Genomic DNA, 14,443 nt, shown 5'->3' with positions numbered 1-14,443 from the left:
ATGGTGCTGAAGTCGCCGAGGTCCGGAGCGATGCGAATCGAGCGTAGCGCCGTAGCAGGTGATAAGGGGTTTTTTCGGCACACAGCACCCGCTTTGTACGTCGCCGAAGCCGGGAGCCGGGGCCGTCACCCGGCCCGGGAGCGGAAGATGCCGTTGAGCACCAGGTCGATGGAGCGGGCGGCAGCGGCCTCGGTGTCGGCCAGATCCCCGGTGGCCTCGGCCACGCCCTGCACCATCGCGAGCAGCACCAGCAGGTCCTCCGGAGCGACGTCGCCGTGGACGTACCCCTCGCGCTGCGCCCGCCGCAGCGGTTCGCAGAAGGCCGCCACCAACCGCTTCTGGTAGCGCTCGCGGGCGCCGGGATCGAAGCGCCGGGCCAGCAGCACCAGCGGGCGCATCGCCACCAGCGAGTGCAGCACCTCGCGGAGCAGCAGCTGGAACACCGCGGGCCGGCAGGCCTCGGTCGCCACGAACGCCTCCAGCCGCTGGAGGTGGTGGGTGATGACCGCGGCAGCCAGCGCGGACCGGTCCGGGAAGTGCCGGTAGAGGGTGGCCTGGCCGACGCCCGCGCGCCGGGCGATCTCCGGCATCGGCACGGCCGAACCGCCGCCGGCCATGACCTCGCTCGCGGCCAGGACGATGGCCGCGCGATTGCGCTGGGCGTCTTGGCGACGCGCCGTCGGGGCACCGTACAGCACGGTCACACTCCTCGGACAGGCGTCGTATGTTACCTGCCGGTAACGAGAATGTCACCATCTTCAATTTCTCACTACCGGTTCCTACGCTGCCGCCACCGAACCACCGCTGCTCCACCGCAGCTCCTCATCGGTGCGCCCATCAGCAGTCGTCAGGTGCGCCTCTTCCGACGCCGTCCCGTCCACAAGGAGTGCGCATGGCGCCCCGCCGCCCCACGCTTTTCCTCGCCCTGCTGGCCATGCTCGCCGGCACCGTGCTGGCCGGCACCGTCGCGGCCACCCCGGCCGCCGCGGCCCCCGTCGTCACCGCCGCGCCCACCACCGGCGTCCGCTTCGTCGACATCCCCGCCGCCGGGGCCGTCCTCAAGGCCAACGTCATCGCCCCCACCGCCGCCGGCCCGCACCCGGCCGTCCTGCTGCCCGCCAGCTGGGGCCTCAACGACCTGGAGTACCTGGCCCAGGCGAAGACCCTGGCCGGCCGCGGCTACGTCGTCGTCTCCTACACCCCGCGCGGCTGGTGGCTGTCCGGCGGGGAGATCAACACCGCCGGCCCGGCCGACATGGCCGACCTGTCCACGGTGATCGACTGGACGATCGCGAACACCGCCACGGACCCGGCGCGGATCGGCGCGGCCGGGATCTCGTACGGCGCCGGGCTCAGCCTGCTCGGCTCGGCGTTCGACCGGCGCATCCGGGCCGTCGCCGCGCTCAGCGGCTGGACCGACCTGAGCTACTCGCTCTACGCCGACTCCACCCGCCACCAGCAGGCGCCCGGGCTGCTCAAGGTCGCCGCCGACCTGCTCGGCAACCCCGGCCCGGAGCTGACCGGCAAGCTCGACGACTTCGCCGCCAACCGCAACGTCGACCAGGTGCTCGCGTGGTCCCGGGCCCGCTCGGCGGCGACCTATGTGGACGCCATCAACGCCAACGGGCCGGCGATCCTGATGGCCAACGCGTGGGGCGACTCGTTCTTCCCGCCCAACCAGCTGGTCGACTTCTACGGCCGGCTGACCGGGCCCAAGCGCCTCGAGTTCCGGCCGGGCGACCACGCCATCGCCGAGATCACCGGCATCCTCGGCCTGGAGAACGAGGTCTGGACCAGCGTGCACCGGTGGTTCGACCAGTACCTCGGCGGCGTGGACAACGGCGTCACCGGCGAGCCGCCGGTGCAGATCAAGCCGTACAACGCCGCGACCGAGCGCTACCCGGCCTGGACCGCGATGAACTCCACGACCCGCCGCTACGGGCTCGGCGCGATCCGCCGGCTGGACGGCACCGGCCTGCTCGGTGGCGTGCCCACCACCGGCTGGACCAAGAGCATCCCCACCGACGCGAACACCACGGCGGACGGCGGGGCTGTGCTCATCACCAACGGCATCGCCGCGTTCACCGGGCAGCAGCCGAGAATCTGGCTGCCCACGGTCAACCGCGCCCGGGCGGGCGTCTGGGCCGCGGAACGGCCCGCGACGGCGCAACGCATCCGGGGCATCCCGAAGCTGCACCTGGAACTGACCGGCACGGCGGCGCGCGGCACGGTCGTGGCCTACCTGTACGACCTGGACTCGCTGGGCAACGCCGGCCTGATCACCCACGCGCCGGTCACGTGGCTCGGCGCCGGCGGCGGCAACCGGAGCGTCGACCTGTCCCTGCCGGCAACCGCCTTCGACCTGCCGGCCGGCCACTCCCTCACGCTGGTCGTCGACACCGTCGACCCGCTCTACTACGAGGAGAACGCGCCGGACGGCTCGATCACCATCGGCGGCGGCTCCTACCTGGATCTCCCGCTGAAGTAGGGGTTCCGTGGCTCCGGCGCCCCAGGTCCCGACGGGCGCCGGAGCCAGTCCACGCCACACCCCCTGGAGCATCCTAGGAACCTGGCCTGTTGGGTGGACGGGATCAAGCGCCCGCGGTGCGGGCCGCCAACACGCCCGGGACAGTGTGCCCGCGGCCCGGAAAGGTTGCCCCGGAGTGGGGAACGTCGCTCATCGGCGTGAATCGATGACCGCCGCAGGCCGATCAGGCACACTGTCGGGCCGGATCGAGGGACAGGTGGACCAGATGGATCCCGACACGGACGCGCCACCGGCCGGGCGCCGCAAGCACCGTACGCCCACCTTCCGGCTGGCCGTGCTCGCCGCCGTGCTGGCGACCGTGGCCGCGGCGGCGCTCGTGGCGCTCGTCCTGCCGGCGTCCGGCGGCAACCGGTTCGCGCTGCCCTGGTCGGCCGGTTCCCCCGCGGCGGGGACGTCGGCTGCCCCCGTACCGTCGTCGACCGCGACCGTTTCCAGCACCGCCGCACCATCCGCGCCGAAGGCGGCGGGTGGCTGCGCCCGGAAGACCGCCGCCGGGCCGGTCACCACGGTCACCGAGGTGACGATCGGCAAGCGGGTTGTCGGCTACGGCCGGCAGGGCGACACCGAGCCGCTGCCGATGGCGATCGCGGCCACCCCGGGCGGCGGTTCGTGGCTGGCCTGGCTGGGCGCCGACGGCCGGGTCCACCTCGGCAAGCTCGACTGCCGGGACCGGCTGACCGGCACGCCCACCAGCTTCGCCGGCATCGACCTGCAGGACGTGCACGCCGACAGCAAGGGCGGGGTCCTGCTGCTGACCCGCCGGGGCGCCTGCCGGACCGGCCCGCTCTGCGGCGGCGAGTCCAGCCCCTGCAACACCATGCACATGATCCGCTTCGACAACGCGGGCCGGCAGGTCTGGGAGCGCCAGGTCACCAACCTGACCGCCGGCCGCGGCGGGTACGACGACGGCGCCCGGTTCGTGTGGTGGTACCAGCACCACGGCCGGCTCGCCTCCGACGGCACCAACTACGCGGCCTACTTCGGCGTGGCCGTCACCGTGCGCAACGGCTCCTGTGTGGACATTCACCAGGCGGACCGGATGCAGGTGGTCGACGCCAAGGGAAAGCTGGTCGGCGGGCGCGGCGGTTTCGAGGTGGGATGCAGCCACGCCTGGACGTCGCGCATCGTGTGGGATCCCCGCGCCAGGAAGTTCACCACGGTGTGCGCCACGGACAACGCGTGCCGGATCGCCCAGCCGAACCCGTACCGCACGGTGGCGGCCGGCGCCTGCGACGGCACGCTGTTCGGTGGTGACCTGGTGCTGGCCGCGGGCAAGGGCTACTGGACCGCGTGGAGCCAGGGCGGCCAGGTCCGGCTGTCGCACTTCGCGGGCGGCAAGGCGGACAGGACGATCAAGACCGCCGCCCGGGCGGCACACCCCCACCTGGTCCGGTACGGGCCGGAGCGCATGCTGCTGACCTGGGCCTCGGGCGCGGCGATGCGGGGACAGACGTACGACGCGACGACGGGCAGGGCGCTGGGCAAGCAGTTCACCATCGGTGTGCGGGACCACGCGTACCAGGCGTTCAAGGCGTATCCCGACGGCAGCGCCGCGTACCCGGCGGCCGGCCGCAGCAGCGCCTCGATCAGGATCGCCCGGGTCCTCCCCCTGCGCTGACGCCGGCCGTCCGCTCCCGGAAGGCGGTGACCAAGCGGGGTCCGGGGACAGGGCGTCGAAGATGACGTTCGGGCTCAGGAACGTCTCGCCGCTGCTGCCGCTCAGCACCGAGATGGACAGCTGAACACGTCCGAGTCCTCGACCGTGCCGGTGCTGCCGGCCGTGCGGGCCGCGACCGGCGAGCCGGTCAGCACCTTGGGGTTGAGCCGGCTGATGAACCGGGCCTCACCCGGGTTGAGCGCCTTGCTGATGCCGGTGGCCAGGTCAGCTCGGTGCCGTTGTGCCTGAGCGAGGTCATGTTCCCGGTCGTGGCTACGGCCGGGGACGAGGACCGCGGGTTCATGCGACCGCCTGGTTCGAGGGTGGGAACGACGCTCCTAGGTGGCCCGGACGGGCAGAAAAGTTGCTCGGCGCCCGGAGATTTCTTGGAGACGCCGATCGCATTGCCGCCGCGCGGTACGGGCCTCTACGGTCATCGCGGCGGACCCGTTCATCCCGCGGGTCCCGGCGAGCGGCGGAGGAGGCGTTGATGTCCGGCAGCGCAGCCGCCTTCCCCGCGTTCTTCGACCGGCACTACGCCGAGCTGTCCCGGCTGGCGTACCTGCTGACCGGCGACGCCTCGAGCGCCGACGACCTGGCCGCCGACGCCCTGAGCCGGGTGCGGCGCGACTGGCGCGGCGGCGGCGACGACCCGGCCGCCCGCGCCCGCGGGCTGGTGGCCGCCCTGACCCGCCACCGCGAGCGGTGGAGCCGGTTCGGCCCCGGCCACCGTCCGGGGGCGGGCACCGCGCCGGACCTGCGGGCGGCGCTGCGCCGGCTGCCGCACCGCCGCCGGGTGTGTGTCGTGCTGCGGTACGCGTACGGGCTCTCCGAGGGCGAGGTGGCCCGGACGCTGGGGATCACCGCGGGCGCCGTCCGGAGCCGCACCGCGCGCGGGGTCCGGCAGCTGTCGGCCCTGCTCGGCGGCGCGCCGGCGGTCACCCACCGCGGCGGCTGGGAGGCGGCCCGATGAGGGGTTACCCGGAATTGTCCGAGCACGAGCTGCGCACCACGCTGTGCTGGATCGCCGCCGAGCACCAGCCGGACCGCGCCGCGATGCTGCACCGTGTCACCCGGCACCGCCCCGGCGCGCCGGTCACCGAGCGGCAGCCGGCCGGGCAGGCGCTGCGGCTGGCCGGTTCGGCGCTGGCCGTGGCCACGATCCTCGGGGTCGGCGGGGTGGCCCGCTGGGCGCTGGCCGACGGCCCGGAGCCCGGCGTCGTGCCCCTCGCGCCGGCCACCGCGTCCCCGTCCGGGCCCGCGCCGCCGCGGACGACCGTGGCGCCGCCGACCGGCGCGCCCACGCCCGCCCGGCCGCGGGTCGCGCAGCCGCCGGCGAGCGTCCCGCCGCCGCCGGCGAAGGGGAAGGCGAAGCCGAAGACGCCTCCGGCCGCGCCGGAACCGCTCTGGGCCGACGGGTCGATCAACCCGAACACCGACAACACGGAGGGGCGCAGCGACATCACGCTCAAGGTGCGCGAGCCGCTGCGCGCGCTGCGGCTCACCGTCCGGGTGGCGCCGACGGCCGGGCTCACCGACCAGGGCGGCACGCACGACGCGGCCACCGCGAAGATCAACACCTCGGTGGTACGCGAGCAGCAGACGCTGGTGTTCCACTTCGACCTGGCCGACGGCGCGACCCTCGACGCGGGCACCTACGTCTTCACCGCGAGGTACGGCTACGACAACGACGGTGGCCGCGACGCCGGCGACGACACGTACGCGGTGACCGCCACGACGGTGGCCGCCGGCGTCGCGCTGGACCTGGACGGCGGCTTCGCCTGACCACCGGGGCCGCGGCCGGCGAGCGCCGGGATGATCAGGCCGGCTCCGGCTCGGTCAGGGCTTCCCGCACGGCGGGTTCGGGTTCCGGTACGGGATCCGGCTCGGGGTCGCTGAGCTGCTCCCGCAGGTAGCTCCAGAACACCGCGATCAGCGCGGCGACCGGCACGGCGAGCAGGCTGCCCACGATCCCGGCCAGGCTGCCGCCCAGCGTGACCGCCAGCAGCACCACCGCGGCGTGCAGGCCCAGCCCCCGGCTCTGCACCATCGGCTGGAACACGTTGCCCTCCAGCTGCTGCACCGCCACGATGATGGCCAGCACGATGAGCGCGTCCACCGGCCCGTTGAACACCAGCGCGATCAGCACCGCGACCAGGCCGGCGAAGAGCGCGCCGACGATCGGCACGAACGCCGTCACGAAGGTCAGCACCGCCAGCGGCAGCACCAGCGGCACGCCCACGATCCACAGGCCCACGCCGATGAACACCGCGTCGAGCAGGCCGACGAACGCCTGCGACCGGACGAACGCGCCGAGGGTGTCCCAGCTGCGCAGCGCCACGGTCGGCACGTCGACGGCGAGCCGGCCGGGCAGCTGGCGGGCCAGCCAGGGCAGGAAGCGCGGGCCGTCCTTGAGGAAGAAGAACATCAGGAAGATCGCCAGGATGGTGGTGACCAGGCCGCTGACGACCGTGCCCACGCCGGTGACGGTCGCGGTGACGATGCTGCCGACGCTGTTCTGGATGCGGTCGATGGCCGCGTTGGACGCGCTGTCGACCTGGGCGTCGCCGATGTTCAGCGGCGGGCCGGCGGCCCACTCCCGCACCTTCTGGATGCCGTTGACCACACCGTCGGCCAGTTCGCCGGCCTGCGCGGCCACCGGCACCGCGATCAGCACGATGATGCCCACCGCGACCAGCAGCGACACCACGGTCACGGTGCTCGCCGCCAGCGCGGGACGCCACCCGTGCCGGCGCAGGAAGCGGGCCAGCGGCCAGGTCAGCGTGGTCAGCAGCAGGGCCACCACCAGCGGCCAGAGCACCGACCACATCTTGCCGAGCAGCCACAGCGCCACCCCGGTCATCACCAGGATCACCAGCACCTGCAGCGAGATGCGCGCCGAGGTGCTCAGTGCGGCCCGGGTCTTCGCGGAACTCAAGGATGTCGCCATGGGCATCACCCTAGGGATCTCCGCCCGCAACCGCACGGACGCGCCCGTCAGCCCTTGTCGGCGCCGGCGGTCAGACCCTCGGTGAGCAGGCGTTCGGCGGCGAAGAACAAGATCACGACGGGCAGCGTGAGCACCACCGAGCCGGCCATCAGCACGGTCTTGCTGACCTCGATGCCGCCGGAGAGCTGGGCCAGGCCCAGCGAGACCGTCCAGTCGCTGCGGTCCTCGACCAGGAACAGCAGGGCGAACAGGAACTCGTTCCAGGCGATCATGAAGACGTACAGGGCGTTGGCCATCACCGCCGGGGCCGCCAGCGGCAGGACCACCTTGCGGATCGTCTGCAGGCGGGTGTAGCCGTCCACGGCGGCGGCCTCCTCCAGGCTCACCGGGATGGTCGACAGGTAGTTGCGCAGCATGTAGATCGACACCGGCACGGTCTGCGCGATGTACACGATCGTCAGCCCGGCCAGCGAGCCGCGCAGGCCCAGCCGGGTGAAGAGCACGAACAGCGGGATCGCCAGCAGGATCGACGGGAACAGGTAGACCGCCAGGAACAGGAAGTGCACCTGGCGCCGGCCGGTGAAGCGCAGCCGGCTGACCGCGTACGCGCCGGGGATGGAGACCAGCAGGGTCAGCGCGGTGGCGGCGATCGAGACCATCGCCGAGTTGCCCAGGAAACGCAGGAAGCCCTGCCCGCCGCTGCCGGAGGGGGTCAGCACCTCCCGGTACGTCGACACGGTCCACTCGGCCGGCCCGGCCCACAGCTTGCCGGGGTTCTGCAGCACCTCCTCGATCGGCCGGATCGACAGCAGCAGCATGTAGAGGAACGGGAACAGCGTCACCCCGACCAGGACGGCGATGACGACCCAGCGCAGGATGCCGAACAACCGGGTCTCGAAGGCGGCACGGTCCATCAGGTCTCCTCCTCGCCTTCCACCCGCGGCGCCAGGTACCTCAGGTACACGACGAGCAGGACGATCAGCCCGGCGGCCAGGACCAGCGCCTGCGCGGAGGCGGCGCCGATGTCGAAGCGCGCGGTGAGGAACTGGTAGACCCGGATGCTGACCACCTCGGTGCCGGCTCCCCCGCCGGTCAGCAGGTAGACGTCGTCGAACTTGTTGAACGTCATGATGAAGCGCAGCACGGTCAGCAGCGCGATCACCGGGCCCAGCTGCGGCAGCAGGATGTGGCGGAAGATCTGGGTCGGCGCGGCCCCGTCGACCAGCGCCGCCTCCTCCAGGTCCCGCGGCACCGCCTGCAACCGGGCCAGCAGGAACAGGAAGGCGAACGGGAAGTACCGCCAGGCCTCGAACGCGATCACCGTCAGCAGCGCCAGCGGGACGTCGAAGTGCCAGCCGAACAGCGACACCTCGTACTCGCGCTGGCTCAGGAAGGCGATCGGCCGGTCCCAGCCCAGGAACCGGGTGCCCCAGTTGTTGGCGATGCCGAACTGGGGGCTGAGCATGATCTCCCAGACGAAGGTCACCGCGACCACCGGCGCGACGTACGGCAGCAGCACCGACGCCCGCACCAGCGTGCGCCCGCGGAAGGCGCCACGCAGGGCCAGCGCCGCGACGAGCCCGAACAGGATCGAGAAGAACGTCGCCCCGATCGTGTACGCCAGCGTGGTCCACAGCGACGACCAGAAGCCCGGCGAGGTGAGCACCAGCTCCAGGTTGGCGAAGGTGTAGTCGCCGAACACGCCGGCCTGGCGCAGGTTGATCAGCCGGATCCGCTGGAAGGCCAGCATGACCGTCCAGATGATCGGCAGCACCACCACGACCAGGACGACGACCAGCGTCGGCGACAGGTAGGCCAGCCCGGCGCGGTTCTCCCGCTGCCGCCGGGTCAGCGGCCGTTCGGCGGCCACTACTCGAGCGACTTCTGGATGTTCTTCACGTCGTCGGCGGCGCGCTCGGCCGCGCCGGCCGCGTCCAGCTCGCCGCTGGTCAGGGCGTTGACGGCCTTGGGTACGGGCAGCTCGCCGAGGGTGGCGCCGACCAGCGCGCCCTGTTTCTGCGGGAACCCCCAGCGCTGGAAGGTGTCCGGGCTCTTCTGCAGCGCCGCGATGACCTCGGCCGGGTAGACGTCGCCCAGCGGCTTCTTGGTGTCCACCCCGGCCGGCAGGTCGTTCCAGGCGTCGGTGAACTTCGTGGCCTGCTGCTGGGTGCCCTTGCGCACCGGGAACTTGCCCTCCGGCGCGATGCCGAGCCAGTCGGTGTACCCCTCGTTCATCATGTACGAGACGAACTTGCGGGCGTTGCCGGTGTTCTCGCCGCCCTTGGTGATGGTCCAGCTGGTGATCTCGCCGAACTGGGCGGGCTGCCCGCCGGGGCCGGCGACCGCCGTGACGACGCCGCTGTTCTTGGCCAGGAACGCCTTGTCCGACCTGCACTGCGGGCAGGTCGGCGCGGCGTCGTTGCGCAGCCCGGCCATCTCGTCGAGCAGGAACGAGGACCAGACCACCATGGCGGCCTTGCCGGCGAAGTAGGTGGCCCGGGTGGTGTCGACGTCCTGCGCGCCCGGCACGGAGTAGTTCTTGACCAGGTCCTCGTACAGCTGGAAGGTCTGGACGCACTGGGGTGAGTCGAGCGTGACGGTCTTGTTGGCGTCGACCAGCTGGCAGTTGTTGCCGAGCGCGAAGTTCTCGAAGGTCTGCTCGGTGAACGCGTCGTTGGGCACGGTGGCCACGGTGATGCCGGCGAGGTCCTTGGTGTTGAGCTGCTGCGCGGCCTGCTTGATCTTGTCGTAGCTGTCCGGGGCCGTCAGCCCGGCCTGGTCGAACAGGTCCTTGCGGTAGAAGAGCAGCTGCGCCCACCCGTCGGACGGCACCGAGAGCTGCTTGCCGTCCTGGCCGGTGAGCTCCAGGGCACGCGGCGAGAACGTGCCGGCGCCGAGCCCGTCCACCACGGCCTTGGCGGCATCGGTGTCGAGCAGGTCGTTGGTGGACATCTGCGCCACCGCGGCCAGCGGCAGCGCGCCGACCACGTCGGGCAGGGTGCCGGCCGCGGCCGCCGAGGTGATCAGGCTGCTGAACTGGTTCTCGTCGGTCGCGACGATCTTGACCTTGAGGCCGTTCGCGGCGCCGAACTTGTCGGCGACGGCCTGGGTAGCCTGCACCCGGTCCGTCTGGTTCTCCAGGCTCCACACGGTGAGCGTGCCGCCGCCGCCGCCCCCGTCGTCACCGCAGCCGGTCAGTGCGGCCGCCACGAGCAGGCCCGCCGCCGGGAGACGCCAGCACCGTCCATGATCGATCTTCACGAGATGTCCTCTCGGTGACGCATCGATGTCGACTGGTTACCGTCGCATCACATCAAGGACTTGACCTGGTCGCAACCGCTGGCGGGGACCCGACACCTTGACGCTCCCGCAAAGAGCTGGAAACATCACGAAGCCTCGATGTTTACGCAAACATAGCCCGCAGGAGAGCGTCCAGGATGGCCAGACCGCAGCTCGCCGCCGCTATCGCCACCGCACTCGCGCTCGGCCTCGCCGTCGCCGCGCCCGCCCGTGCCGAGCAAGCCACCGCGCCCGCCCGGGCCGAGCAAGCCACCGCGCCCGCCCGTGCCGAGCAAGCCACCGCGCCCGCCCGTGCCGAGCAGGCCGCCGCGGTCGCCGCGACGGTGACCGTGCGGCCCGACCCGTCGTACCAGGGGGAGCCGTTCGAGGGGTGGGGCACCAGCCTGGCCTGGTTCGCCGAGGCCACCGGCGACTATCCCGCCGAGATCCGCGAGCAGCTGGCCGCCCTGGTCTTCGGCGAGCAGGGCCTGAACCTCAACATCGCCCGCTACAACATCGGCGGCGGCAACGCCCCTGACGTCCCGGACTACCTGCGCCCCGGCGGGGCCGTGCCGGGCTGGTGGCGGGCGCCGGCGGGCACCACCCGTACCGATGTGGACTGGTGGGATCCCGACGACCCGGCACATTGGAACCTCGACGCGGACCGCACCCAGCGCTGGTGGATCGACCGGATCAAGAACGACGTCACCCGCTGGGAGACGTTCAGCAACTCGCCGCCCTGGTTCCAGACCGTCAGCGGCTACGTCTCCGGCGGCTTCGACGCCGGCCAGGACCAGATCCGCGCCGCCACCGTCGACGACTTCGCCACCTATCTCGCCCGGGTGACCGCCGAGCTGGAACGCACGCACGGCATCACGGTCGACACGATCGACCCGCTCAACGAGCCGAACACCCCGTACTGGAGCACCCGGCTGGGCGCCGACGGCAACCCGGTCGGCGGACGCCAGGAGGGCGCGCACGCCGGTCCGGCCCTGCAGCAGCAGGTGATCCGCGCGCTGGCGGCGGAGCTGACCGAACGCGGCAGCCGCACCCGGATCTCCGCCATGGACGAGACCAACCCCGGCACCTTCGCCACCGACTGGAACGCCTACCCCGATGACGTCCGCGACCTGGTCGCCCGGCTCAACGTGCACACGTACGGCACCGGGCAGCGCACCACCGTGCGCGACATCGCCAAGGGTGAGCGCAAGCCGCTGTGGATGAGCGAGGTCGAGGGCTCCTGGGGCGCCGGGCAGAGCTTCACCAGCATGGCGCCGGGCCTCGGCATGGCCCAGCGCATCGTCGACGACCTGCGCGAACTGGAGCCCTCGGCCTGGGTGTTCTGGCAGCCGGTCGAGGACTACGACAACATGAAGCCGGGCGGCGAGAGCGCCGCGGGCGCCAACTGGGGCAGCATCCAGCTGCCGTTCGGTTGCACCGCGACGGACACGCTGCGGACCTGCCCGATCCGCACCAACACCAAGTTCCACACGGTCCGCAACTTCACCCACCACATCCGCCCCGGCGACCGGCTCATCGGCGTCGGCGACACGGCCAGCGTGGCCGCGGTCTCCGGCGGCGGCCGGGCCGCGGTCGTGCACGTCAACGACACCACGCAGGCGCGGACCGTCCGGCTCGACCTCTCGGCGTTCGGCTTGGTCGCCCGCAACGCCACGGTCACCCCGGTCGTCACCAGCGTGGCCGGCGCCCTGCGGCAGGGCACCCCGGTGCCGGTCCGTAACCGCGCCGCGACGGTGGAGGTCCCGGCCGAGTCGGTGACCACGCTGCTGGTCACGGGCGTCTCCGGGGTCGCCCCGGACGCCGCCCTGGTGCAGGCCGGCCACGTGTACCGGCTCCGGGGCGTGCAGAGCGGCAGGTCGCTCACCCCGGACGGCTCCGGGGCCGTGATCCGCACCGACGACGCCGGCCCGGCGCAGCTGTGGCGCCTGACCGGGCTGTCCACCGGCGACAGCAACCGCGCCCGCTACACCCTCGCCACCGGCACGGGCGACCGCCACGTCGCCGTCGTGGACGGCAACCTGACCCTCGTACCCGCCCTGGCGGCGCCCGCCCCGGCCGCTCAATGGATCATGTCGAGCACCGGCGACGGCACGTACACGCTGGTCAACGTCGCCACCAAACGCCTGCTGGAGGTCGGCGGCCAGGCCACCCAGGACGGCGCCGCGGTCTCCACCTGGCTGGCGAACTCCGGGCTCAACCAGCGCTGGCGGGTGATCGACGAGACGGTCCTGGCCACCGAACCGGCGAGCGTGTTCACCGTGCCCGGCGTCGCCCCGGCACTGCCGGCCACCGTCGTCCCGGTGCTCCGCGACGGCGCCCGGGGCTCCCTGCCGGTCACCTGGCGGTTGCCCCCGGCCTCGGCGTGGCGGCGCCCGGGCACCGTCCGGGTAGAGGGCGTGGCCACCGACACGCTGGGCGGGACCCACCGGGCCCGGGCCACCGTCCAGGTCGACATCCTGGTCTCGACCGCCCCGGCCCGCGCGAAGACCTTCACCGGCGGCCACCCGGAGCTACCCGCTGCGGTCACCGCGACCGGCCGGCACGGCGCCCGGGTCGAACGCCCGGTGGTGTGGCAGGCAACCGGAACCTTCGACACGCCCGGCGTCGTCACGCTCACCGGCCAGGCCGACGCCGGCGACGGCCGCACCCTGCCGGCCACCGTCCGCGTCCAGGTCACCCCGCCGGTCGAACGGGCCACCACCGGCGGCGAGGCCACCGCGACCTTCACCGAGCCCGGCTACTCCCCCGCGGGCCTGCGCAACGGCATCCTGACCGACAAGGCCTGGTCGAACTGGCGATCCGGCCCGAAGAACACCGCCGACACGCTCACCGTGACGCTGGGCGAGCCGCGGCGCATCACCCGGGTCGTCACCCACTTCTTCCGCGACGGCTCGGACAGCTACGCCCAGAGCCTCCAGGTCCAGGTCCGCGACGCGCAGGGCGGCTGGAGCGACGCCGGCGGGCCGATGACCGTACCGTCCGGGACGGCGACCGCGCCCGCGGTGGACGTCCCGGCGCCGGCCACCACGGACGCCGTCCGGGTGTTGCTCACCGCCCACCCGGACCGGCACATGACGGTCAGCGAAATCGAGATCGACGCCGCGGCCCCGGGAACCTCGTCGGACCCGGCAGCGGCGAGCATCACGCTCGACGGCGCCGCGCTGCCGGGCTTCGCCCCGGACCGCACGACCTACTCGGTGCGGGCACACGGCAAACTGCCGAAGGTCACGGCCACGGCCGCGGACCCCTACGCGACCATCGAGGTACGCGGCCCGACCGCCCACAACCGCACGGCGACGGTTGCGGTGACCAGTGAGGACGGTACGCAGCGGCGCACGTACACGATCAGCCTGCGACGGTGACAGCGAGGTGAGCACCAGCACGGCCGCACCCTCGGCCCGACGCGGACAATTCCGCCGACGGGCTCGGGCGACGGGCTCGGGCGACGGGCTCGGGCGACGGGCTCGGGCACGGGCTCGGGCACGGGCTCGGGCGACGGGCTCGGGCACGGGCTCGGGCTCGGGCGAGCCGGGCCTTCCGTGGCCGGGCCGACCGGTTCGTCGCCTTGGCGCGGCTGGGCGACAAACTCGGCGAGCAACCCGTCATCGACGTCCGCGCGGCATCGACCCGTGCGCCCGGATCCCGACGCTCACCTTCTCGCCCGCCGACCCCAACTCGCGCTCACTCGCCGGCCGACGACGCCTGTCCACCCACTCACCCAACGGCCCGACAACAACCCTCGCCAGGCCGACAACAGCCCCAACCCGCCGGACCGACGACACCCCCCGCCGGACCGACGTCAAGCCCCACCCGCCGGACCGACAACCCCACCCGCGGGAGTGACGACACCCACCCGCCCGACCAACGACAACCCCCACCGCACCGACGACAACCCCCACCCGCCGGACCGACAACCCCACCCGCGGGAGTGACGACACCCACCCGCCCGACCAACGACAACCCCCACCGCACCGACGACAACCCCCAC

11 protein-coding genes are annotated in these 14,443 nt (G+C 72.8%); 5 read left to right on the top strand and 6 right to left on the bottom strand.

Going from position 1 to position 14,443, the window contains the following annotated elements:
* Window positions 1–125 precede the first annotated feature (125 nt).
* Window positions 126–698, bottom strand: a complete 573-nt coding sequence (locus tag ACIBQZ_RS12080; RefSeq protein ID WP_396088599.1) for a TetR/AcrR family transcriptional regulator — start codon at window positions 696–698, stop codon at window positions 126–128.
* 194 nt (window positions 699–892) lie between these two features.
* Here ACIBQZ_RS12080 and ACIBQZ_RS12075 point away from each other — a divergent pair, with 194 nt between their 5' ends.
* Both ACIBQZ_RS12075 and ACIBQZ_RS12070 read left to right on the top strand, forming a co-directional pair.
* Window positions 893–2,488 carry a CocE/NonD family hydrolase gene (locus ACIBQZ_RS12075; RefSeq protein ID WP_396088598.1) on the top strand — a complete coding sequence of 532 codons (1,596 nt, stop codon included), beginning with the start codon at window positions 893–895 and terminating at the stop codon, window positions 2,486–2,488.
* 265 nt (window positions 2,489–2,753) lie between these two features.
* Window positions 2,754–4,166, top strand: coding sequence for a hypothetical protein (locus ACIBQZ_RS12070; RefSeq protein ID WP_396088597.1), 1,413 nt, complete (start codon window positions 2,754–2,756; stop codon window positions 4,164–4,166).
* A 101-nt stretch (window positions 4,167–4,267) separates the two neighbouring features.
* Here ACIBQZ_RS12070 and ACIBQZ_RS12065 read toward each other — a convergent pair whose 3' ends face one another.
* Complete coding sequence (locus ACIBQZ_RS12065; protein WP_396088755.1) at window positions 4,268–4,429, bottom strand: rhamnogalacturonan lyase B N-terminal domain-containing protein; 162 nt, start codon at window positions 4,427–4,429, stop codon at window positions 4,268–4,270.
* 266 nt (window positions 4,430–4,695) lie between these two features.
* Between ACIBQZ_RS12065 and ACIBQZ_RS12060 the strand changes: the two genes are divergently transcribed.
* Window positions 4,696–5,178: a sigma factor-like helix-turn-helix DNA-binding protein gene (locus tag ACIBQZ_RS12060; protein ID WP_396088596.1), complete on the top strand. Its 483-nt coding sequence runs from the start codon at window positions 4,696–4,698 to the stop codon at window positions 5,176–5,178.
* Window positions 5,175–5,990: a hypothetical protein gene (locus ACIBQZ_RS12055; RefSeq protein WP_396088595.1), complete on the top strand. Its 816-nt coding sequence runs from the start codon at window positions 5,175–5,177 to the stop codon at window positions 5,988–5,990. Before ACIBQZ_RS12060 ends, ACIBQZ_RS12055 begins: the two co-directional genes overlap by 4 nt.
* Window positions 5,991–6,024: 34 nt before the next feature.
* Here ACIBQZ_RS12055 and ACIBQZ_RS12050 read toward each other — a convergent pair whose 3' ends face one another.
* Genes ACIBQZ_RS12050 through ACIBQZ_RS12035 form a run of 4 tightly spaced genes read right to left on the bottom strand, consistent with a single transcriptional unit; the run spans window position 6,025 to window position 10,416 of the window.
* Window positions 6,025–7,155 carry an AI-2E family transporter gene (locus ACIBQZ_RS12050; protein WP_396088594.1) on the bottom strand — a complete coding sequence of 377 codons (1,131 nt, stop codon included), beginning with the start codon at window positions 7,153–7,155 and terminating at the stop codon, window positions 6,025–6,027.
* A gap of 47 nt (window positions 7,156–7,202) precedes the next feature.
* The gene (locus ACIBQZ_RS12045) at window positions 7,203–8,069 is read right to left on the bottom strand and encodes a carbohydrate ABC transporter permease (protein ID WP_396088593.1); all 867 of its coding nucleotides are present in this window, start codon (window positions 8,067–8,069) and stop codon (window positions 7,203–7,205) included.
* The gene (locus tag ACIBQZ_RS12040; RefSeq protein ID WP_396088592.1) at window positions 8,069–9,025 is read right to left on the bottom strand and encodes a carbohydrate ABC transporter permease; all 957 of its coding nucleotides are present in this window, start codon (window positions 9,023–9,025) and stop codon (window positions 8,069–8,071) included. Before ACIBQZ_RS12040 ends, ACIBQZ_RS12045 begins: the two co-directional genes overlap by 1 nt.
* Window positions 9,025–10,416, bottom strand: coding sequence for an ABC transporter substrate-binding protein (locus ACIBQZ_RS12035; protein ID WP_396088591.1), 1,392 nt, complete (start codon window positions 10,414–10,416; stop codon window positions 9,025–9,027). Before ACIBQZ_RS12035 ends, ACIBQZ_RS12040 begins: the two co-directional genes overlap by 1 nt.
* Window positions 10,417–10,592: 176 nt before the next feature.
* Here ACIBQZ_RS12035 and ACIBQZ_RS12030 point away from each other — a divergent pair, with 176 nt between their 5' ends.
* Window positions 10,593–13,817 (top strand): Ig-like domain-containing protein, encoded by a 3,225-nt coding sequence (locus ACIBQZ_RS12030; protein ID WP_396088590.1) that lies wholly within the window; start codon window positions 10,593–10,595, stop codon window positions 13,815–13,817.
* The last annotated feature ends 626 nt before the right edge of the window (window positions 13,818–14,443 follow it).

This window comes from Actinoplanes sp. NPDC049599, assembly GCF_044465625.1.
In the GTDB taxonomy this organism is placed as follows: Bacteria; Actinomycetota; Actinomycetes; order Mycobacteriales; family Micromonosporaceae; genus Actinoplanes.
The sequence above is the reverse complement of the archived record's forward strand: the minus strand, read 5'-3'. Positions and strand labels throughout refer to the sequence as shown.